The 22835-nt window shown below is 31.6% G+C and carries 20 protein-coding genes and 2 tRNA genes; 16 read left to right on the plus strand and 6 right to left on the minus strand.

What is annotated here, in order from left to right; translation table 11 throughout:
* The 4 genes from AC27L2_RS08950 to AC27L2_RS08965 form a co-directional block, all read right to left on the minus strand.
* On the minus strand, window positions 1–137 hold a 137-nt coding region (locus AC27L2_RS08950; RefSeq protein WP_487211509.1), incomplete at its 3' end, for a GIY-YIG nuclease family protein.
* A gap of 21 nt (window positions 138–158) precedes the next feature.
* Window positions 159–232: transfer RNA gene (locus tag AC27L2_RS08955), tRNA-Cys, on the minus strand.
* Window positions 233–372: 140 nt separating this feature from the next.
* Window positions 373–445, minus strand: a tRNA-Gly gene (locus AC27L2_RS08960).
* A gap of 90 nt (window positions 446–535) precedes the next feature.
* Window positions 536–1057, minus strand: coding sequence for a DUF2179 domain-containing protein (locus AC27L2_RS08965; RefSeq protein ID WP_487211428.1), 522 nt, complete (start codon window positions 1055–1057; stop codon window positions 536–538).
* A gap of 70 nt (window positions 1058–1127) precedes the next feature.
* Between AC27L2_RS08965 and AC27L2_RS08970 the strand changes: the two genes are divergently transcribed.
* The 7 genes from AC27L2_RS08970 (at window position 1128) to AC27L2_RS09000 (ending at window position 5764) form a co-directional block, all read left to right on the plus strand.
* The gene (locus AC27L2_RS08970) at window positions 1128–1766 is read left to right on the plus strand and encodes a protein-L-isoaspartate(D-aspartate) O-methyltransferase (RefSeq protein WP_487211429.1); all 639 of its coding nucleotides are present in this window, start codon (window positions 1128–1130) and stop codon (window positions 1764–1766) included.
* Entirely contained in the window at window positions 1751–2671 is a 921-nt protein-coding gene (miaA, locus tag AC27L2_RS08975; protein ID WP_487211430.1) for a tRNA (adenosine(37)-N6)-dimethylallyltransferase MiaA, read from the plus strand. Before AC27L2_RS08970 ends, miaA begins: the two co-directional genes overlap by 16 nt.
* 107 nt (window positions 2672–2778) lie before the next feature.
* Window positions 2779–3880 (plus strand): peptide chain release factor 2 gene (gene prfB / locus AC27L2_RS08980; protein ID WP_487211431.1). Its coding sequence is split into 2 segments (ribosomal slippage): window positions 2779–2847 and window positions 2849–3880, totalling 1101 coding nucleotides; the frame shifts between segments, so codons are not numbered across the junction.
* Window positions 3881–3890: 10 nt separating this feature from the next.
* Window positions 3891–4229 carry a Crp/Fnr family transcriptional regulator gene (locus AC27L2_RS08985; protein WP_487211432.1) on the plus strand — a complete coding sequence of 113 codons (339 nt, stop codon included), beginning with the start codon at window positions 3891–3893 and terminating at the stop codon, window positions 4227–4229.
* Window positions 4230–4242: 13 nt separating this feature from the next.
* Window positions 4243–4656 carry a secondary thiamine-phosphate synthase enzyme YjbQ gene (locus AC27L2_RS08990; RefSeq protein ID WP_487211433.1) on the plus strand — a complete coding sequence of 138 codons (414 nt, stop codon included), beginning with the start codon at window positions 4243–4245 and terminating at the stop codon, window positions 4654–4656.
* Between the two features lie 3 nt (window positions 4657–4659).
* Complete coding sequence (locus AC27L2_RS08995) at window positions 4660–5433, plus strand: glycosyltransferase family 2 protein (protein ID WP_487211434.1); 774 nt, start codon at window positions 4660–4662, stop codon at window positions 5431–5433.
* Complete coding sequence (locus AC27L2_RS09000; RefSeq protein WP_487211435.1) at window positions 5408–5764, plus strand: MGMT family protein; 357 nt, start codon at window positions 5408–5410, stop codon at window positions 5762–5764. Before AC27L2_RS08995 ends, AC27L2_RS09000 begins: the two co-directional genes overlap by 26 nt.
* Here AC27L2_RS09000 and AC27L2_RS09005 read toward each other — a convergent pair.
* Window positions 5741–6640: a toast rack family protein gene (locus AC27L2_RS09005; protein ID WP_487211436.1), complete on the minus strand. Its 900-nt coding sequence runs from the start codon at window positions 6638–6640 to the stop codon at window positions 5741–5743. The two genes, AC27L2_RS09000 and AC27L2_RS09005, sit on opposite strands and share 24 nt — an antisense overlap.
* 11 nt (window positions 6641–6651) lie before the next feature.
* Complete coding sequence (locus AC27L2_RS09010; RefSeq protein WP_487211437.1) at window positions 6652–7086, minus strand: PspC domain-containing protein; 435 nt, start codon at window positions 7084–7086, stop codon at window positions 6652–6654.
* A gap of 108 nt (window positions 7087–7194) precedes the next feature.
* On the opposite strand from AC27L2_RS09010, the gene AC27L2_RS09015 reads away from it, so the two are divergent.
* From AC27L2_RS09015 to AC27L2_RS09055, 9 genes are all read left to right on the plus strand, one after another.
* Window positions 7195–8835 (plus strand): NAD+ synthase, encoded by a 1641-nt coding sequence (locus tag AC27L2_RS09015; RefSeq protein ID WP_487211438.1) that lies wholly within the window; start codon window positions 7195–7197, stop codon window positions 8833–8835.
* 41 nt (window positions 8836–8876) lie between these two features.
* Window positions 8877–10628 carry a protein-disulfide reductase DsbD family protein gene (locus AC27L2_RS09020; protein WP_487211439.1) on the plus strand — a complete coding sequence of 584 codons (1752 nt, stop codon included), beginning with the start codon at window positions 8877–8879 and terminating at the stop codon, window positions 10626–10628.
* A gap of 81 nt (window positions 10629–10709) precedes the next feature.
* On the plus strand, window positions 10710–12551 hold the full coding sequence (locus AC27L2_RS09025; RefSeq protein WP_487211440.1) for a 2-oxoacid:acceptor oxidoreductase subunit alpha: 1842 nt from the start codon (window positions 10710–10712) through the stop codon (window positions 12549–12551).
* Complete coding sequence (locus AC27L2_RS09030; RefSeq protein ID WP_487211441.1) at window positions 12541–13581, plus strand: 2-oxoacid:ferredoxin oxidoreductase subunit beta; 1041 nt, start codon at window positions 12541–12543, stop codon at window positions 13579–13581. Before AC27L2_RS09025 ends, AC27L2_RS09030 begins: the two co-directional genes overlap by 11 nt.
* A gap of 90 nt (window positions 13582–13671) precedes the next feature.
* Complete coding sequence (locus AC27L2_RS09035; RefSeq protein WP_487211442.1) at window positions 13672–14658, plus strand: DHH family phosphoesterase; 987 nt, start codon at window positions 13672–13674, stop codon at window positions 14656–14658.
* A gap of 3 nt (window positions 14659–14661) precedes the next feature.
* Window positions 14662–16164, plus strand: a complete 1503-nt coding sequence (locus AC27L2_RS09040) for a leucyl aminopeptidase (RefSeq protein ID WP_487211443.1) — start codon at window positions 14662–14664, stop codon at window positions 16162–16164.
* Between the two features lie 127 nt (window positions 16165–16291).
* On the plus strand, window positions 16292–18466 hold the full coding sequence (locus AC27L2_RS09045; RefSeq protein WP_487211444.1) for an Ig-like domain-containing protein: 2175 nt from the start codon (window positions 16292–16294) through the stop codon (window positions 18464–18466).
* Between the two features lie 215 nt (window positions 18467–18681).
* The gene (locus AC27L2_RS09050) at window positions 18682–21264 is read left to right on the plus strand and encodes a M14 family metallopeptidase (protein WP_487211445.1); all 2583 of its coding nucleotides are present in this window, start codon (window positions 18682–18684) and stop codon (window positions 21262–21264) included.
* Window positions 21265–21358: 94 nt separating this feature from the next.
* Entirely contained in the window at window positions 21359–22813 is a 1455-nt protein-coding gene (locus tag AC27L2_RS09055) for a cyclic nucleotide-binding domain-containing protein (RefSeq protein WP_487211446.1), read from the plus strand.
* Window positions 22814–22835 lie beyond the last annotated feature (22 nt).

A 22835-nucleotide genomic window follows, 5' to 3' on the forward strand; every position in this document is an offset into this window, starting at 1 on the left:
AGTTTTAAAGGGCGGCGGTTTTTGGTGGATTTAACAAGACCGGAGTTATGTTCCCAAAGTCTGCGATGAAGATTTTCAGTAAAGCCAATGTAACGTTTGAAATCTTTAAGAGATAATAAAACATAGACGTAAAACATAGTAGAGGTAGAAAAAGTTAGAGGCGGCGGTCGGATTCGAACCGACGAATAAGGGTTTTGCAGACCCTCGCCTTAGACCACTTGGCTACACCGCCAAAATTTTGTTATTCATTTTTTCAAAGAGGAACAATTAAATTATCTTTTCAAAGTTGAATGCAGTCTTTAGCTTTTATCCACTTAATAATTAGCTAATATCTTAGAAAAAAGAAATCCCGAATTTATCGGGATTTGTTAGAGCGGGAAACGGGACTCGAACCCGCGACATCAACCTTGGCAAGGTTGCGCTCTACCAACTGAGCTATTCCCGCATTATTCAATTTATCTAAAGAACCATTTTTTTTGGTGCGTAAATATAATATTAAGACTAATTCATAGCAATAATGAATTTATTTTTTCTTTTACACTCTCGGTCCATGAACATATCCTCTGTAAGGTCTTGAATGCTGAACGGTTATAAATGCCCGCTTGTCAATTGACTCAACTATTTTTAAGACTTCCTCAAGATGTTTTCTTTTTATAATTACAATTATAATTGATACTCCTCCAACGCTTCCTTCTCCAGGCAATATTGTAACTCCAAAATTTGACATTCTTAATTTATTTGCAATTTCATCTGTATGATGCATCGATACTATATTTACCTGCGAAAATCCAATAGCTACTTTTTGCTCAAGTGTAATACCAAGTATATTTCCAAATGCAAAACCCAATGCATAACCAATTAAATTGATTGTGTGGTCTAAATGCTGAACTATATAACTCATTGCTGATATCCAAATTAATACTTCAAAAAAACCTACAATTGCAGCGTGATATTTTTTTGCTTGAACAACAAGCATTGTTCTAAATGTACCAAGTGTTACATCGGCGATGCGCATGAACATTATAATCATTGCGCCGAATATACTTTCTAGTGCCATTAAATTATCTCAAAATATTTGTTAATTAAATTTTATTTTAGCATACCAAAATTAAGAATTTATTTTAGAAATGTTTGAAACAGAAAGAAACGAATTAATAAATAACTTGCGAAAAAAAGGAATTACTGATGAACGTGTACTTGAAGCTATGCAGAAAGTAGAACGTCATCGTTTTGTTCCAGAAGCAGTTCAGCATCATGCATATAAAGATATTGCTTTGCCAATCGGATATGGACAAACAATTTCTCAGCCTTACACCGTTGCTATTATGACTCAAGCCCTGAAAGTTCAACCAGGAAATAAAATTTTGGAAATTGGAACTGGTTCAGGTTATCAGGCTGCAATTTTATATGAGATGGGGGCTAAAGTTTTTACAATAGAAAGAAATTACGAACTATACAATCGTGCATTAAAAATTTTTGATGAACTTAATTTGAAAATTGCAGCAAGATGCAGTGATGGCACAATTGGTTGGGAAGAATTTTCTCCTTATGATGGAATTATTGTTACCGCTGGCAGTCCATCAGTTCCTAAAGCATTAAAAAAACAATTAGCAGTCGGAGGCAGATTAGTAATTCCTGTGGGCGACCGCCAGACTCAAGTACTTACAATTCTCACAAAAATTTCAGATGAAGAATTTAGTGTGAATGAAATACCGTATTTTGCTTTTGTCCCTTTAGTAGGCAAAGAAGGATGGAACGCAAAGTAATTGTTTTAGTTGGACCAACATGTTCTGGAAAAACTCAAGTTGCTCTTCAACTTGCTAAAAGATTAAACACAGAAATAATTTCTGCAGATAGCCGTCAAATTTATAAATACTTAACAATTGGAACTGCTAAACCATCAAAAGAAGAACTAAGCAAAGTTAAACACCATTTTATTGATACATTAAATCCAGATGAAGATTACAATGTCAGTCGTTTTGAAGAAGATGCATTAAAAATTATTGAAAGGTTAATTCAAGAAAATAAAGTTCCTATCGTCGTAGGTGGTTCAGGACTTTATGTTAAAGCAATAATAGATGGTATTTTTAATGAAGTTTCTACTGATGAAGAATATCGCCGGCAGCTTAAAGTAAAAAGAGAAATTTATGGCAATGAATTTCTTTATAATGAATTAAAAAAAATTGATCCAGTGAGTGCATCTAAAATGCTTCCTCAAAATTGGAAGAGAGTTATGAGAGCTCTCGAGGTTTATCATTTAACTGGAAAACCTATCTGGGAATTTCATCAATCACATAAAAGAGAAGTTGATTATCAATTTTATCAATTTGGTTTGATATGGGAAAGAGAAATTTTATACAGAAGAATTGAAGAAAGAGTTGACTTGATGATAGAAAAAGGATTGATTGATGAAGTAAAAAATATTTTATCAATGGGTTATTCAAAAAGTTTGAACTCTCTTAATACTGTTGGATATAAAGAAATTATTTCATATTTGGAAAATGAAATTACTCTCGAAAAAGCAATTGAATTGATTAAAAGAAATACAAGAAGATTTGCCAAAAGACAGATAACATGGTTTCGAAAAGATAATAGAATAAAGTGGATTCCTATTTCAAGCGAAAATGATTTAATCAAAACACCCAATATAATTTTAGAGGGCATAGCTTAGTCAATAATTTTATCAACGCATTGAATAAAAATAAAATGTAAATTTGCAACTGAAGATTTTAAATAATTCTTTAAAACTACATTCCCTAAAAAGTCAAAGGAGAAAAAATGTTCGAAGAGCAGTTAAGAAGATTAAATGAATTAGAAGAGAAAACGAAAAACTTAAGAGGTTATCTTTAAATTAGATGAAAAAGAAAAACAAATTTCTGAAATACAAAAAAAATCAGAGGCTTCAGATTTTTGGAACGACCAAAAAAATGCTCAAGCACTTTTGCAAAAATCAAAATCTCTTCAGATGTGGGTCGAAGCTTGGAATGAATTAGATAAGAAAGAAAAACATCTTAGAGAATTTATTGAACTTGCTCAATCAGAAAACGATGAATCTCTTGAAAGTGAAATAGAAAATGAACTTGCACAAATTCAAAAAGCGTATTCTGAATTAGAACTCAAAAGCATGCTAAGTGGAAAAGATGATGATAAAAATTGCATTCTTACAATTCATTCTGGAGCTGGTGGAACAGAAGCACAAGATTGGGCAGAAATGCTGATGCGTATGTATTTACGCTGGGGCGAACAAAATGGTTATAAAATGACTTTAATTGATTATCTCGAAGGAGAAGGAGCGGGTATAAAAAGTGCAACAATCGAAGTTGAAGGTCCATTTGCATACGGTTATCTGAAAGCAGAAAATGGTGTTCATCGACTTGTGAGAATTTCCCCTTTTGATGCAAATAAAAGAAGACACACTTCATTTGCTTCTGTGTTTGTAATTCCTGAAGTTGATGATACAATCGAGATTGAAATTAATCCTGCTGATTTGAAAATTGATACTTTTCGTTCAGGTGGAAAAGGTGGTCAAAATGTTAATAAAGTTGAAACCGCAGTTAGAATTACTCATATTCCAACTGGAATTGTTGCAGCCTGTCAAACAGAAAGATCACAGCTTCAAAATAAAACTAATGCGATGAAACTTCTTAAAGCAAAACTTTACCAGCTTGAATTAGAAAAACAGCAGGCTGAATTAAGTGAATATGAAAAAAATAAAATGAAAATCGAATGGGGAAGTCAAATTCGTTCTTATGTTTTTCATCCTTATAATTTAGTGAAAGACCATAGAACTGGTTATGAAACTTCTGATACTCAAGCAGTTATGGATGGAGATATCAATAATTTTATTCGAGAATATCTATTAAAATTTTCTCAGAATTAGTGGAGTTTTTATGGCACGCCTTAGAAAGTATATGAAAGGAGAAATGATTGCAAATGAAGGAGAGAAAGCAACAAAACTTTTTATCCTTGTCGATGGCAAAGTTGGGATTTTCAAAAATGGAGTTAAAATAACTGAATTTGAAAAAGAAGGCACAATACTCGGCGAAATGAGTTTGATATTAAAAAAACCACGTACTGCATCAATCCTTGCAATTACTGATGCAGAACTCCTCGAAGTAGAAGGAGAAATTGAAGATATTATAAAACAGTATCCAGATATTTCACATAAAATTATTTACAGCCTTGCTGAACGACTTGCAAAAGTAACCGAAGAATTTTCACATCATTAAATAAAGGATTAAAATGAAAAGTTATACAGAATATCTTTGGTTCAACACTTCAAAAAGAAGAGAGTATATTAATATTACAAGTGATGTTGAAAAAGCACTAAAGAAAAGTGGAATAAAAGAAGGAATGGTACTTGTCTCTGCAATGCATATTACAGCAGGAGTTTATGTTAATGATGCAGAAAGTGGATTAATTCAAGATATAGATGAATGGCTCGAAAAACTTGCACCGTACAATCCTCATTATCGTCATCATCGAACTGGAGAAGATAACGGCGATGCTCACCTAAAAAGTTTGTTAATTCATCACGAAGTAATAATTCCTGTTACAGATGGAAAACTCGATTTTGGTCCATGGCAGCAGGTTTATTATGCTGAATTTGATGGACAGAGAAGAAAACGAGTAATTATTAAAATTATTGGAGAATAATTATTGAACCCGCCAAGAAAAAAACTTTCTGTTACAATTATTGCTTATAATGAAGAAAAAAATATTCGAGATTGTCTTGAAAGCATAAAATGGGCAGATGAAATTATTCTTGTTGATTCCGAAAGCAATGATAAAACAGTTGATATTGCAAAAAATTTCACTGATAAAATTTTTATAAGAAAATGGGAAGGATATTCATCTCAAAGAAATTTTTCTTTGCAGCAAGCAACTAATGAGTGGGTATTAAGCCTTGATGCAGATGAACGAATTTCTGATGAACTGAAAAATGAAATAGAAAAAATTCTGATGCACGATGATGGAGTTAATGGTTATTACATACCAAGAAGAAATTATTTCCTTGATAAAGTTATTAAATCATGTTTCTGGTATCCAGATTATCAACTTAGATTGGTTAGAAAAGATTTTGCAAAAGTTAATAACAGAAAAATTCATGAGGGTTTAGAAGTTACTGGCAAAAAAGCTTATCTGAAAAATGATATAATTCATTATACTCATCAGAATCTAAAAGATACCTTCAAAAAAATAAATGAGTATTCATCACTTCAAGCAGAAGAAAAAATAAATGACAAAAAAGTAAAACCTCATCATCTAATAATTCATCCTTTTGCTGCTTTCTTAAATCATTTTATTTCTCGTAAAGGTTATAAAGATGGAATATATGGTTTGATGGTATCACTTGTTCACATGATGACAAACATGATGACATACATGAAAATGTGGGAATTGCAAAATGTTAAAAAAGAAGAAAATCAATAAAGAAGATTTCTTTGATAAAGTTTATAAAATAGTTGCAAAGATTCCAAGAGGAAAAGTAACTACATATGGTGCAATTGCAGAAGCATGTGGAATTAAATCCGCAGCAAGAACTGTAGGCTGGGCATTAAATAGTGCTAAGAATAGTAACTTACCATGTCATCGTGTGGTTAATAGATTTGGTGCATTAACTGGAAGAATCCATTTTGGCGACCCATTTTTAATGGAGGAACTCTTACGAGCTGAAGGAATTGAGTTCGACGAAAATAATTGTGTTAATTTGAAAAAACATTTCTGGCAGCCCAAAAAATTAATATCTAACAAGTTTGAATGACGACACACCTCCATTAATTTTTATTGAAATTTTTTTCTGTGCTTTTTCATAATTAGGTGTTTCAAAAAGATTAGAATCAATTTTTTTAAGACCATCTAAATCTCGCGACATTAATACCATATCTCCTTCCAATCTGCAGCCCGATTCTTCTGGAATATAAATTTTGATTTTTGCTACACCCATCTCAATTTCAACATCTGTTAAATCTGATTTATCTCCAATTTTTAATACTACATTGGAAGCCCCAGTCTTCAATCTTACATTTTTAATTTTGTAACTTGTTAAATCAAATCTAGCTTTTGCAGCACCGAATTCTAAAGATAAATCCCATTCAGGAATTTCATTTAGATGCATTATTAATTTATTTCCAATTTTTGAATTGGGGAAACTGATTGTATTTTTTTCAAGATTAAAATCGATATAACTAATGCTGTCGCTTTTTGTTGTATTCAATTCATAATCTGCCCAATTGCCATAACTTTTTGCAAGTATTAATTTATCTGTTGGCTCAGCAATTTCGAAAAATCCTGCACCAGATTTAAAGTTTAGTTCTGCATATTTTATTGTGTTATCATATTCTTCCGAATAAGTATCTCTTAATTCATTTTTGTCAAAATGATACCATTCAAAATTTGAAAATGTATTTACAATAATTCCATAAATCATAACTGCTAAATAAATTCCTGTTAAAGCACTTAATATTGGTCTCATTAATGAGTTTTTAAAAATTACCATCAAACCCCAAATAACAAAAATGAGTGGCCAGATATCCCACACAAAGGAAAAATCTGAAGTGATAAAATTATATTTAGTTAACAAAAACAATGCACCAAGTGTAACTAAAAAGAAACCCCACGATAATTGTTTGCTTTTCATCTCACACCTCATTATTTACTTACCGAATTCCAAATTAAAAATATTCCAATAATTACAAGAGTTAATGGAATAATATCTTCAAAACAAAATGCAGGAATAAATCTTTCTGCGAGGAATAAAAGACCTATTAAAATCAAAATAACACCAAAAATTACACGCCCGCTACCATTTCTTTTGTGTTCAATTTCAGTTTTGTGTGGTTCTGCATTTTCTCCTGAATTTTCTTTACCAGTTTCTCTTTCGATATTATATGCAACTTCAAATGGTTCTTCTGGAATAATTATCCAGAGTATGATATAGAGCAACACCCCAATTCCATTTATTAGAGTAAATAGAACAAAAATTACTCTCATCAGAATTGGGTCTAAATTAAAATACTCTGCCAAGCCTCCCGCAACTCCGCCTAGCACTCTAAATTTTCTTGAACGATATAGTTTCTTTTGCATAAAACCTCCTACAGAAAATTTGTTCGACTATTAAGACGGTTAATTTCTCAAAAGGTTTGAATTGAGAACTATACTTACTAATTTTCTTTTAATAAAAAAATGATTTTTATGAAAATAGCAATTTGTCAATATAATCCTATAATCGGTGATTTAAAAGGAAATACAAAAAAAATTTTAGATGGTTATAAAAAAGCAATAAATGATGGGGCAGATTTAGTTGTATTTCCTGAATTATTTATTTGCGGTTATCCTCCATTAGACCTCGTAGAGAAAAAAGAATTTCGTGATGCAGTTAGAAATGCAACAGAAGAAATTGCAAACTTAACTACAAATGCTGGATTAATTTTTGGAACTATCACAGAAGATTATGAAGAATTAGTTGGAACAGGTGTTTATAATTCTGCAGTTCTTTGTTATGATGGCAAAATTCAATTCGTTCAAAGTAAATCATTAATTCCAAATTATGATGTATTTGATGAAGTAAGATATTTTGAACCTGCAAAAGAAGTCCGAATTCATGAATTTAAAAATGAAAAACTTGGTATTTCAATTTGCGAAGACATTTGGAATGATGCTGATTACTGGAAAAAACGCCGCTATCCAATTGACCCAGTTCAAAAACAGGTTGAGCTTGGTGCTACTTTATTGATTAATATTTCTGCAAGTCCTTATGCATACGGCAAACGCAAACTTCGACATCAAATGTTAAGCGTGCTAACAAAAACTGATAATCTTCCACTTGTGTATGCTTGTTGTGTTGGAGCTCAAACAGAATTGATATTTGATGGTGCAAGCATGTGTTTTAATTCAGAAGGAAAATTGTGTATGCTTGGAAAAGCTTTTCAGGAAGATTATTTCATTTTTGATACACAAAAAAATTATGATGAAATAAATAATGTGGAATCAAATTTTGAAGAGGAAGCATTAAATGCATTAATTCTTGGTTTGAAAGATTATGCAAATAAAACTGGTTTCAAAAAAGCATTAGTTGGTTTAAGTGGCGGAATAGATTCTGCTCTTGTAACTTACATTGCTGTTCAAGCATTTGGAAAAGAAAATGTTCATGTTGTAATGATGCCTTCAAAATATTCAAGTGAAGGAAGTATTAAAGATTCTGAGAAACTTATTAGGAATTTAGGCATCTCATCAGATAAAATTTCTATTCAACCTGTATTTGATAAAATTATTGAAATGCTCAAAGATGCTTTCAAAGGAAAAGATGAAGACATTACAGAAGAAAATATTCAATCAAGAATTCGAGGTTTGTATTTAATGGCTTTATCGAATAAGCATGGATATTTACTTTGTGCAACAGGAAATAAATCAGAACTGGCTACAGGTTATGCAACTTTGTATGGCGACATGTGCGGAGCTCTTGCTGTTATTGGCGATGTTTATAAAACTCAGGTTTATAAAATTGTTGAATTCATTAATCGAGATGGTGAAATAATTCCAAATGAAATAATAAAAAAAGCCCCATCTGCAGAATTGCGTCCAAATCAAACCGACCAGGATTCACTGCCACCTTATGATTTGCTTGATAAAATTTTGAAGATGTATCTCGAAGACCAGAAAGAATTTCATGAAATTGCAGAAGTTATAGGTGAACCGGAGGTTGTAAAAAAAGTTTTAAGAATGGTTGATGTAAATGAATTTAAGCGAAAGCAAGCTGCTCCTGTTTTAAGAATTTCTACAAAAGCATTTGGATATGGAAGAAGATATCCAATTGTTCAAGGCTGGCGAAGATGAAACTTAACCAGAATTATTAAAAACTTCTGAAAGGAAAAATTATGTTAAAGAAATTATTAATTCTTTTAATCCTTACTTCAGGATTTATTTATTCTCAATTTCGTTCAAATGATATTGTAAATATTGAATTGATTAATGGTCAAGATGCTGCTCATCAGAATTCTAATTTTAAATTTGCTGTTAAAGTGGCAATAAAGAATGGATGGCATATTAATTCAGATAAACCAAATGAGGATTTTCTTATTCCAACTCAATTAATTTTTCTTGACAGCAGATTTCCATTTGCAAGAATAATTTTTCCAAAACCGAAAGAATTGAAATTTAGTTTTTCAGAAAAACCTGTTTCTGTTTTTGATGGAGAAATTTTAATTGCAGGATTAATTCGAGTTGATGAAAATATTCCTCTCGGATTTTACAAAGTTCCTATTCAACTTAGATATCAAGCATGCAATAATGAAAGTTGTATGCCTCCAACTAAAATAATTGATACAATTACAATTCATGTGGTAGATTCATCTGTTAAGATTAATGAAGCAAATCAAAATATTTTTGAAAAAGTAAAATTCGAAGAAGCAATTAAAAATAATTCAAATGAAAATTCTGTTGCATCTATTCTTGAATCAAAAGGTTTGTTGTTAAGCTTATTATTTATTTTTCTTGGGGGACTGGCGCTTAATCTTACTCCATGTGTTTATCCATTAATTCCGATTACTATTGGATATTTTGGTGGACAAAGTGAAGGCAGAACAAGCAGACTTTTCTTACTTGGACTGTTGTATATTTTAGGAATGGCAATTACTTATTCAGTAATAGGTGTAGTAACATCATTAAGCGGGGCTGTGTTTGGAACTCTTCTTCAAAATCCAATTGTGATTATAGCAATATCATTGCTGTTTGTGGTTTTATCTTTAAGCCAGTTTGGAGTTTATGAATTTAAATTGCCTGATTCATGGGTTATGAAAGCTGGTGGTGCAAAATCAGGTTTCTTTGGAGCATTTTTTATGGGATTGACAATGGGTATTGTTGCAGCGCCGTGTATTGGTCCTTTCGTTCTTGGATTAGTAACTTATGTAGCTGCAAAAGGAGACCCTTATTATGGATTTTTAATGTTCTTTGTTCTTGCACTCGGTCTTGGATTGCCTTACCTATTCCTTGCACTCTTTTCCGGAAAAATTAAAAAATTACCTCGTGCCGGTGATTGGATGGAAGGCGTTAAACATATTTTTGGTTTCTTGCTGCTGGGAATGGCAATTTATTTTATAAGCCCTCTCTTTTCAAAAAATATTAATATCTATTTTCTTCCTTCATTTGGAATAATTGCTGCATTCTATCTTCTGTTTATTGATAAAATGGGGAACAAAGTTTTTGCTTTCAAATTATTTAAAATGATTTTCTCGCTGGTTGTAATTGCTGTATCAATTTACTCAATTATTCCTTCTGAAAAATCTTCACCTGATTGGAAGAAATTTTCAGAAACAGATTTTCAGAATGCTGTTTCTAATAATCAAAAAATTGTAATTGATTTTTATGCAGATTGGTGTATACCATGCAAAGAGCTGGATGCATTAACATTTTCTGATAAAAAAGTAATTGAAGAATTAAAAAATTTCACTGCATTCAAAGTAGATATGACACAAACACTTTCTGAAGAAACAGAAAAAATTCGGAATAAATTTAATATTGTAGGAATGCCAACAATTTTGATTATTGATTCTAAGGGAAACGAAGTTGAAAGACTTACTGGTTTTGTTAATGCAGAAGAATTTCTTAAAAAACTTCAAAAAGTGAGGTGATTTTAGTGCATTTAATTTTGTTGTTTAATTACCTATTTTTAAGCAGATAAAAAGAAAAATTAATTTATTTAAGAGAAAGCTATGGCAAAAATAATTCAAATAGTAGAAGATGTAACAGTAAGGTTTGCTGGTGATTCCGGCGATGGAATGCAACTTACCGGCTCTCAATTTACCGATACTACTGCAGTTGTCGGTAACGATTTAAGCACGCTTCCAGATTTTCCTGCAGAAATTCGTGCCCCCGCTGGTTCATTATCTGGAGTAAGCGGATTTCAACTTCACTTCAGTAGCAAGGATATTCAAACTCCAGGTGATACACCTGATGTTCTTGTTGCAATGAATCCCGCTGCACTAAAAGTAAATCTTAAGGATTTAAAACCAAATGCAACAATCATTGTTAATTCAAATGCATTTGATGCAAAAAATTTGAAGCTAGCTAAGTATGATTCAAATCCGCTTGAAGATGGAACATTATCCGGCTACAATGTAATTCCTGTTCCATTAACACAATTAACTATGTCCGTTCTTGAAGACATAAATATATCTACAAAAGAAAAAGAAAGATGCAAAAACTTTTTTGCATTGGGATTGATGTATTGGATGTTCAATCGTCCACTCGAAATTACAATGAAGTGGCTCGAAACAAAATTTAAAAATAAACCAGAAATTCTTGAAGCAAATAAACGAGCATTGCAAGCAGGATACAATTACGGCGATACAACTGAAATATTTACAACAAGATACGAAGTTAAAGCTGCAAAACTTCCTAAAGGAATTTATAGAAATATTTCAGGAGATGAAGCTACAGCACTTGGTTTTGTTGCAGCATCTTTAAAAAGCGGTTTAAAACTTTTTCTTGGGTCATATCCAATTACACCTGCATCAGAAATTTTACAAGAATTAAGCAAATACAAAGAGTATGATGTAGTAACATTTCAAGCCGAGGATGAAATTTCTGGAATCTCTGCAGCTATTGGAGCAGCTTTTACAGGTTCACTGGCAATTACTACTACTTCGGGTCCTGGGTTATCTCTTAAGACTGAAGCAATAGGATTGGCTGTTATGACTGAACTACCGCTTGTAATTGTTGATGTTCAAAGAAGCGGACCAAGCACTGGAATGCCTACAAAAACAGAACAAGCTGATTTACTTCAAGCAATGTTCGGAAGACATGGCGAAGCTCCTGTTGTTATTCTTGCTGCTAAAAGTCCTGCTGATTGTTTCTTTAAGGCAGTAGAAGCATCTAAAATAGCTGTAGAATTTATGACACCTGTCATTTTGCTTACAGATGGTTATTTGGCATTTGGTTCTGAACCTTTAAGAATTCCTTCGTTCGATGAGTTGCCGGAAATCAAAGCAAAATTCAGAACTGACCCAGAAGGTTTTTATCCTTATTTGAGAGATGAAAATTTAGTTCGTCCTTGGGCAATTCCAGGAACTCCAGGACTTGAACATAGAGTTGGCGGACTTGAAAAAAGAAATATTTATGGTAATGTAAGCTATGACCCGCAAAACCATGAAGAAATGGTAAGAATTAGAAAACAAAAAGTTGACAATGTTCAAAAAGTAATTCCAGATTTAGAAGTGGAAGGGGACCAACAAGGTGAACTGCTTGTTTTAAGCTGGGGAAGTACTTATGGTGCAATTCATGAAGCAGTCGAGAATGTTAAATCAAAAGGTTATAATGTATCACAGGCTCATTTGAGTTATATTAATCCTTTCCCCAAAAATCTAAATGATGTTTTAAAAAGATTTAAGAAAATCTTAATTCCTGAACTTAATCTGGGTCATTTAGCGTTCTTAGTTAGAAGCCAATTTTTAATTGATGTAATTCAGTTAAATAAAGTACAAGGCAGACCTTTTAAAGTGTCTGAAATTGAAAATAAGATTATTGAGGTTCTGGGAGGCAAAAATGGAAACTAAAATAGATGAACTAAACACAGAAATAAAATACACAGCAAAAGATTTTTCTTCTGGTGAAGATGTAAAGTGGTGTCCAGGTTGTGGTGATTATTCAATTCTTGCTCAGGTTCAAAGAACTTCTCCAAATTTTGGAGAAAGAAAAGAAAATATGGTTTGGGTTTCCGGCATTGGCTGTTCAAGCAGATTTCCATATTACATGAATACATATGGATTTCATGGAATACATGGAAGAGCTGCTGCAATTGCTACAGGTGTTAAACTTGCCAATCCCAATTTGCAGGTATGGGTTGCAACAGGCGATGGTGATATGTTAAGCATCGGTGGTAATCATTTTATTCATGCTTGCAGAAAAAATGTTAATATCAAAATTGTTTTGTTCAATAATAAAATTTATGGATTGACGAAAGGTCAATATTCACCGACATCTGAAAAAGGAAAAATTACAAAGTCTTCTCCTTATGGCACAGTTGATTTCCCATTTAATGCAATTAAGCTGGCTGATGCTGCTGGTGCAACTTTTATTGCAAGAACAATTGATACCGAAACCAAACACATGCAGGAAATACTTTTGAGAGCATCAAAACATAATGGACTTGCTTTCATTGAAGTGTATCAAAATTGTGTGATATTTAATGATGGGGCATTTTCTCATCTTACAGATAAAAATCTAAAAGCAGAAAATGTTCTTTATCTCGAACATAACAAACCACTTGTTTTTGGAGCCAACAAAGATAAGGGAATCAAACTTGATGGATTAAATCCTGTTATAATTGATTTGAATGATGGAGTTCATTCAATTAATGACTGCTGGGTTCATGATGAATTTGATGATAATCCAACAAGAGGATTCATACTTTCAAGATTTACTGATATTCCAGGCATGCCTACACCTCTCGGTGTTTTTAGACAATTCAATAAACCTACTTTCGATGGCGACTATATGAAACAAATTGAAGAAGTGAAAGCCAAAAAAGGACAAGGCACCTACGAGAAACTTATGTTTTCTGCAAACACATGGGAAGTTGCTTAAGTTTATTTATGAACATTATCAATTTTTTCAAGGCGAAGATTAAACTTCGCCTTTTTTATTATTTTTGTTTAATTATTTCCGAGTTATTCTATGAATAATTTCAACATATTGAAAAAAGTTATTGAAGAAAATAATTCATTTATTCTTACAACTCACGTTAATCCAGATGCAGATGCAATTGGTTCTGAACTTGCACTCTTTTTTATTCTGAAAAAACTTAATAAAAAAGCTTTTGTGATTAATCATAGTGCAACACCTTATAATCTTGAATTCCTTGATGAAGAAAAAATTATTCAAAAATTTGATGCGGATGCTCATCAAAAAATATTTGATGAAACTGATGTTTTATTTTTAGTCGATTTAAATCGTGTAAACAGAGTTGTAAAACTCGAAGAGTTTGTCAATAAATTCAAAGGAATTAAAATTTGTATTGACCATCATCAAGACCCAGAAAATTCTTTTGATTATATTTTAGGTGGACCTGAATATTCTGCAACAGGAGAGATTATTTATGATTTTATTAAAGAAACTTCTATTGTAAATATCGATTACAAAATTGCATATCAGCTTTATGCTGCAATAATGACCGATACAGGTTCTTTCAGATATGAACGCACATCTTCAAAGATTCACAAAATTGCAGCTGAACTTCTTGAAACAGGTGTTAATCCAACTGAAGTATATGAAAAAGTTTATAATCAATTTAACTTCAGCAGAATTAAACTTCTTGGAAAAGCTTTAAGCTCTATTGAATTAGATTCTACAGGAAAAATTGCTTATATGACAGTAACACAAAACGACCAGCAAATTTATGACACAACCGAAGATGATATAGATGGATTTGTGTCTTACTGTCTTTCAATTAAAGGAGTTGTTATTGGAATTTTATTTTATGAATTGAAAGATGGTCTGAAAATAAGTTTTAGGTCAAAAGGAAATATTCAAGTCAATAAACTTGCAGAAGAATTTGGTGGCGGCGGTCATATCAATGCTTCGGGCACAAGATTATTCAATGTTAAACTTGATGATATAAAAGAAAAAGTAATTGAAAAAGCTAAAAATTATTTAGAGGAGTAAATGATGTTGTTTAATCTAAGATTCAAAGCAGCAGATGATTCAATTAGTTTTGAAGAGAATTCAGCATTGATAAAATTTTTTATTGACAGCGAAAAACTTGAAAATCAGCTTAAAAATTTTTTTGATTCTCTTGGATTAAAATTGGGAAATCTTCAAAGAAAAAATTTTCTTGATAAAAAAAATGATGAATTAATTTATTACAGCACTGAAGGCGAACCTTCTGCAGTATTCATAAAAAAAATAAAATTAGATAAAGAATTCAATCAGGACTACTTCAGAAATTATTTTGCCGGCTTAATTAAAACATTGGAGAATAAAAAAATAAAAACTATTCATATCATTACTCCTGCTTTCGAGCATTTCAAAAATTATTTTGATAACATTTCATATCTCATCCAATCGATGATTGAAGGACTTGCATTGGGAAATTATACTTTCGATAAATATAAATCAGATAAAAAGCAGATAGAAAATATCAATGTTAAAATTCATTACACCGATACAAAAGTTCTGAGCAAAGTAATTGATGATGCTGAGAAAATAATGTCTGCTGTTTATTTTGTAAGGGATTTAGTAAATGAACCACCGATTAATTTGACTCCAATGGATTTTGCAACAAGAACAAAAACAGAATTGAGTAAATATGGAATCGATGTTAAGGTTTTTGATAAAAAAGAATTAGAAAAAAGAAAAATGAATGCGATACTTGCAGTTGGAAATGCAAGTGAAAATCCACCATGCTTGATAGTATGCAATTACAAACCCAAGATTAAACCAAAGAAAAAAATTGCATTGGTTGGTAAAGGTGTTACTTATGATTCAGGTGGTTTATCAATAAAACCAACAAGCGGCATGGTTGAAATGAAAGCTGATATGGCAGGCGGAGCTGTTGTAATTGGTATTTTGAAAGCAGTAGCACTTCTGAAATTGCCAATTGAATTAATTGGGATTGTCCCTGCAGTTGAAAATATGCCAAGCGGCAAATCTTATAAGCCGGGTGATGTAATTATCACTTCATCAGGTAAAAGTATTGAAGTTAAAGATACAGACGCTGAAGGAAGAATTATACTTGCTGATGCTCTTCATTTTGCGTCTCAACAAAAACCAGATGAAATAATTGACTTTGCAACATTAACAGGAGCTTGTGTTGTTGCACTCGGGGAAATTGCTGCTGGTTTATTTACTTCTTACGATAATCTTGCTGATAGTTTAATTAAATCCGGTTACAAAACTTATGAAAGATTATGGCGTATGCCATTCTGGAATGATTATAAGTCAATGATAAAAAGTGATATTGCTGATGTAGCTAATTTAGGTCCTCGCTGGGGCGGTGCAATTACTGCAGGTAAGTTTCTTGAGCATTTTGTTGATGAAAAAATTCCTTGGGCACATATCGATATTGCTGGACCAGCAATAAAACACAAATCAAATAACTACACAGAAAATTATGATACAGGTTTTGGTGTAAGACTTATGATTGATTACTTGATGAATTTATCTTTATAATAATTTTTTATCATATTAATAAGATTATCAAGCCTGCTACCTTTATCATTTTTATCAGATTAAATTTTTCTCTCTGGCACTTTAATTGTTTAATCCTTCCCTTGCAAAAAACTTTTTGGGAGTGGAAATGAAATTTTTGAAGTTATTTACAATCATAACTTTTTCATGTTCATATATTTTATTTTCACAGAATAACAGAATTAGGTATAATAATCAGGATTTATTTCTAAGTGGAACAAACTTAGCATGGTTAAGTTTTGCGCAAGATATTGGAGCAGGCAAAACAGATTTAAATTCGTTTGCAGAAATTTTTCTTTCAATCCATGATAATGGGGGAAATGCTGTAAGATGGTGGCTTCATACCGATGGTACTGCAACACCTCAATTTGACCAAAATGGATATGTAATTGGTCCAGGTAAAAATACTATATCAGATATAAAAAATGTTCTTGACCTTGCATGGGAAAGAGAGGTTGGCGTAATTCTTACTCTCTGGTCATTCGATATGCTTCGTTCAAATAAAAGTCAAACAGTTCTTGATCGAAATAAAAAATTATTGCTCGATACAAATTACACGCGCGCATATATCAATAATTGTTTAATTCCAATGGTAGATTCTCTAAAAGGTCATCCAGCAATAATAGCATGGGAAATTTTTAATGAACCTGAAGGCATGAGCAATGAATATGGCTGGCCTGATATTCAACATGTTCCAATGTCTGCAATTCAAAGATTTGTAAATTTATGTGCTGGTGCAATTCATAGAACAGATTCAACTGCAAAAGTTACAAATGGAACATGGCATATTATTGCATTAACTGATATTACACCACCGCCATTAGCTAAATTAAGTGCAGAATATTCTTTGATGAGCGAAGCTGATAAGAAAGATATGGAAGAGAGATTCTTCAAAAAATATGGATTCTTTTTAACTGCTGATGAAATAATTAAACATTTTGAAAAAGTAACAAGCATTCAAAATTATAATTACTACTCAGATGAACGACTGATTGCTGCTGGCGGCGATAAAGATGGCATTCTGGATTTTTATACTGTGCATTATTATGACTGGGCTGGAAAAACTTATTCACCTTTTCATAGACCTGCAACTTTGTGGGCATTAAGTAAACCTCTGGTAGTTGCTGAATTCCATTTGAAAAATACTTTTGATATTCCTAAAGAATATCTTTATGTCTCCCTCTATAATAATGGTTATGCTGGTGCACTTGCTTGGTCGTGGACAGATAATGAAGTTACAAAAGTTGATGATATCTTAAAGAGTTTAAAATTTATGTGGGATAATTTCAAAACTGCTGTAGATGTTAATGGTATTGGCGGAGATTGGCCCATTGTTTCAATAACAAATCCAGTTAATAATTCAGAGTTTCCTGAAAATGCTTCAATTAAAATTGATGCAAATGCTTATGATAATGATGGTAATGTGGTTCTTGTTGAATTTTTTGCTAATGATACACTTAAAATTGGAGAAGTTACATCAGAACCTTTCTCAATTACATGGAATAATGTAAAAGCTGGTTTATATACTTTAAAAGCTGTTGCAACAGATAATCAGGGCCATAAAAGAACTTCAGATAAAATTCAGATAAAAGTTGGAACACCGCAGTTTGTTAGACTTGAAGCAGAAAGAGCAAAACGTACAGGTACAAATATCTCTGTTATTAGCGATTCAAAAGCAAGCGGCGGTGCATTTGTAGATATTAAAACAAATGACCCAAATGCTACAATTACATGGACATTTACCAATTATGCAGGAGCTGGTACTTATGTAGTAGCAATTGGTTATAATTTATTCTATGATACACCAAAAGGACAATTTATTAATGTCAATGGAGTTCGTATTGGCGAAATTATGTTTGATGGTCCTATAAAAGTATGGCAGGAAAAAAAGATAAATGTTGATTTGAAAGAAGGAGAAAATACAATTCAAATGCAGATGTCATGGGGCTGGATGTATGTAGATTATTTAGCAGTCCCAAGCAAAGTAATTACATCAGTTGAAACAATTGCAGCTACACCAAACAATTATTCACTTGAACAGAATTATCCCAATCCATTTAATCCTGTTACAACCATTCAATATTCAATTCCAGAAAAATCACATGTGAAATTAATTGTTTATGATATTTTAGGAAGACATATTTCAACACTCGTTGATGAAATTCAATATGCAGGAATTTATAAAATTGATTTTAATGCAAATAATCTTTCAAGCGGAGTTTATTTTTATAGGATTGAAGCGGGCAATTATTCAGAAACAAAAAGAATGGTTCTTTTGAAGTAATAAAAAACAGGAACAGCTGATTTACACTTCTTTCAAGTTTAGTCAGTTGTTCCTCTGTTTCATACTTTCATAAACTTTTCATTTGTGTTTCATTTCTTATTTGAATCGGAGGGCTTTCTAATTTTAGAATTTAGTTTAATAAGCTAAAAAAATATTGTCTATTTATTTTTCTATTTCATAATTTCCAATCGACAAATAATACTTTGGAGAAAGAAATGATAAAGCGAATTAGCCTGTTCATTTTTTCGTTTCTTACAATTCTTTATTCACAACAAATAAAATCACCCGAAGAATTTCTTGGTTTCAAAGTTGGAGCTGATTATAAAATTGCAAATTATGAGACAATTCAAAGTTACTTCAAACATCTTGCCCAATTTTCTAAAAAAATTATCTATCAAGAAATTGGAAAAACTTCTTTAGGCAGAGATATGTTTATGGCAGTAATAAGTTCTGAAGAAAATATTAAGAATGTTGATAAATATCGTGAAATTATTAAGAAACTTTCTGACCCAAGAAAAATTAATGAGGAAGATGCAAAGCTGCTTGCAAAAGAAGGAAAGATAATTGTGCTTGTTACATGTAATATTCATTCAACTGAGATTGCGTCGTCTCAAATGTCAATGGAATTAGCATATAATTTACTGACAAATAAATCAAGCAAAGAAATAATTGATGCACTTAACAATGTCATTTTTATTTTAATGCCTTCAATTAATCCTGACGGCACATCGATGGTTGTTGATTGGTATTACAAAAATTTGAATACAGAATTTGACGGGGCTCCAATGCCCTGGCTCTATCATGTTTATGCTGGGCACGATAATAATCGTGATTGGTTCATGTTCAATCTTCCTGAAACAAGGAATGTAATTAAAGTTGCATATCACGATTGGCTGCCTCAAATCTGGCTTGATGAACATCAAATGGGAAGTAATGGTGCAAGATTATTTTTAGTTCCTTATAAAGACCCAATTAATCCAAATGTAAATCCATTGATATGGAGATGGCAGGGAGTAATTGGGAGTTTAACAGCACTTCATCTTGATAAACTTGGTTTTAATGGAATTATTAATCAAGCTTTATTCGAAGCCTGGTGGGAAGGACCTGCAAGTGATTGTGGATTATGGCATAATCAAATTGCTTTGCTTTCTGAAATGGCAAGCTGCAATATTGCAAGTCCAATTTATATTGACCCTTCTGAAGTAAAAGTTACAAATGAAATTACAACCTATGACATAAGAACAAATTATCCGAATCCATGGCGTGGAGGCTGGTGGCGTCTTCGTAATATTGTTGATTATGAATTGGCTCTTACAGAAGCTTTAATAAAAATATCATCAGATTATAAAGAAGAATTATTGTTAAACTTTTACAGAATGGCAAAAGAAGCAATTCAAAAAGGTTTAACTGAAAAACCATTTGCTTATATAATTCCTCGTGAACAAAATGACCCGGTTACAACATCAAAAATGATTGAGATTCTTCAATTTGGCGGCGTTGAAGTTAATTTCACTGATAAACAATTTCAGATTGATAATGTAATTTATCCTGCAAATAGCTATATAATTTATCTGGCTCAACCAAATGGCAGATATGTAAAAGATTTATTTGAAGAACAAAATTATCCAGACCTTCGTAAATCGAAAAGTGAAAATCCTATAGTCCCTTATGATGTAGCTGGTTGGACATTGCCATATTTGATGGGAGTAAAATTTTATCAGATAGATAAACCATTTCAAGTCAATTCTGTAAAAATTGATGAACCTTTATATCAATCCGGAAGTGTAAGTAACGACAATGGAAAATATTTTATTGCACGCAGCGGTTTAAATGTAAATTCTATTTTGATTAATCGATTACAAAAAAATCAAATTCCAGTTTATTGGAACATTGAAAAACTTTCTTTAAATGGGAAAGTATTTAATGAAGGTTCTGTGATTGTTGAAGTATCAGAAAAATCAAAAACAGTTATAAACAAAGCAGCAAAGGAATTACATCTTCAATTCGATATTGCAGAAGATATTCCAAAAGAAAAATTGAAAGAACTAAAGAAAGTAAATGTAGCATTATATCAACCATGGACAGCAAATATGGACGAAGGCTGGACAAGATTGCTGCTGGAGAATTTTGAATTCAATTTTGTTACAATTCACAATAAAGATTTTAAGGAGAAAAAATTAAAACAGAAGTATGATGTTATTATTATTCCAGATATGAGCGGAGATTTGATTAAAAATGGAAAACCAAGCGGTGATGCTACAAGATTTTATAGACCCAAACCTGCTGAATATGACAGCGGTATTGGAAAAGTAGGTCTTGAAAATCTGAAAAACTTTGTTGAAAAAGATGGTGGTTTTTTAATTACACTAGGTGAATCATGCAATTTTGCAATTGAAGACTTGGGTTTACGAGTAACCAATGTTCTCAAAAATCTTAAAAGCAATGAATTCTTCTGTCCTGGTTCACTCTTAAGAATAACAGTTGATAATACAAATCCCATTGGATATGGAATGGAAGAAGAAGCCATTGCTTATGTGAGTGATAATATTGCATTTTCAACAACAATTCCATTTGGGAAATATGATAGAAGTATTGTCGTTCGGTTTCCCGATAGCAATTTGTTAAAATCAGGATTTTTACTTGGAGAAGATTATTTATTCAAAAAAGCAGCAATTGTTGATGTAAAACAAAAAACTGGTCATGTAATTCTTATGGGCTTCAAAGTTCAAAACAGACACTGGACATTCGGCACTTTCAAATTATTATTTAATGCTATACATTCAGCTGGACTTTTGTAATTTAATTCTGAAGAGAAGAAATTTAATATTCATATTTGCATTAGAATTTTATGTTGATGAATGATGAATGACAAATCTCAGGAGAAAATGATTTATGAATTACACTAAAAAATCTCAAATAATTGTAGCTGCAATAATTTTTGTATTCACTGGTTTTCTAAACTTTACAAATGTTTTTTATGTAACAGTAAGCAATTACAAAGAATATCCTACAGATTATGTCTTTATGATATTAGTGAATCTTCTCTTCTGGTACTCATCAGCTTATCTTTTGAATTATTTAATTAATAATTTCATCTTTGACAGGATATTAAAAATATCAATAAGAAAAATTTCATTAGAATGGAGCAAAGAACTTGTCTCATCTCTCATTTACACAGCTGCAACTGCTATAATCTTAAAAAATGTATTCTGGATAGAGTTTGATTTTTTCTGGATAACTGTTTTTATTTTACTACTGCTTGTTCAAATGGCAATTAGGCCCAAAGTTCTTTCTTTATTTCCAAGAGAAACTTTTGCGAGAATTAAACCTTTTAATGTTGGAGATTGGATAACAATCAAAAATAAAAATGGAAATAATCTGATTACAGGAAAAGTTGAGAATATAACACGAGGTTCAATTGTTATCAGAAATGAAAACAATAATCGTGTTTTTATTCCAATGAATATTTTGTCTGATATTTTAATTGAAAACCATACTGCACTCGAAGAATTTTCAAAATATAGTGCAACTATATGTCTTGACCACTCAATACCCATCGAGAAAGTTAAAAGAATTTTGCAATCATCAATTGAAAATATTTACTATGAAAAAAATATTACTGATGCACCTGAACCACAAATTTTAATAAATAGTGTAAATGAATCTGGCATTGTATATGAATTAGTTTACTGGCTGAAACCATGGAAGGAAGTAAAACCTTCTGAATTTAATGATATGGTTTTAAAATCATCTCTTGAGAATTTAAGTTATGCTGGAATTTATCCTGCTTCACAGAAGAATGATGTCTTTATTGGAAATTATCAGCGTAAATTTTATGACACTAATTTAATAGAAGACCGCAAAAAAATTCTTCAAAACATTGAACTATTGAAATTTCTGAATAATGATGAACTAAACAGTATTGCAACTAATATTCAGGTAAAAACATTTGATAAAAATGATGTGATAATTAATGAAGGAGAAGAAGGTGACTCAATGTTTATACTTGTTGAGGGATTGTTAAATGTATTTGTAAAAAACAGAGAAGGAATTGATGTTCATGTGGGAAATTTAACAGCTGGAGATTTTTTTGGTGAGATGTCGTTATTCACAGGGGAACCTCGTTCTGCAACAGTAAAAGCACGAACAGAATGTTTGATATTTGAGATTAATAAAGATGTAATATCACCCATAATTCATAATAGAACAAATCTTGTAGAAGAATTTGGAAAAGTTATTGCTGAAAGACAGTCAATAAATGTGGATAAAATTTCAGAATCAGAAATGCATGTGAAATCGAGAATTAAAATCCTTGCAGATAAAATCAAAAAATTCTTTGGTCTTTGAATGCAAATACACTTATAATCTT

Source organism: Rosettibacter sp. KY25 (assembly GCF_057554405.1).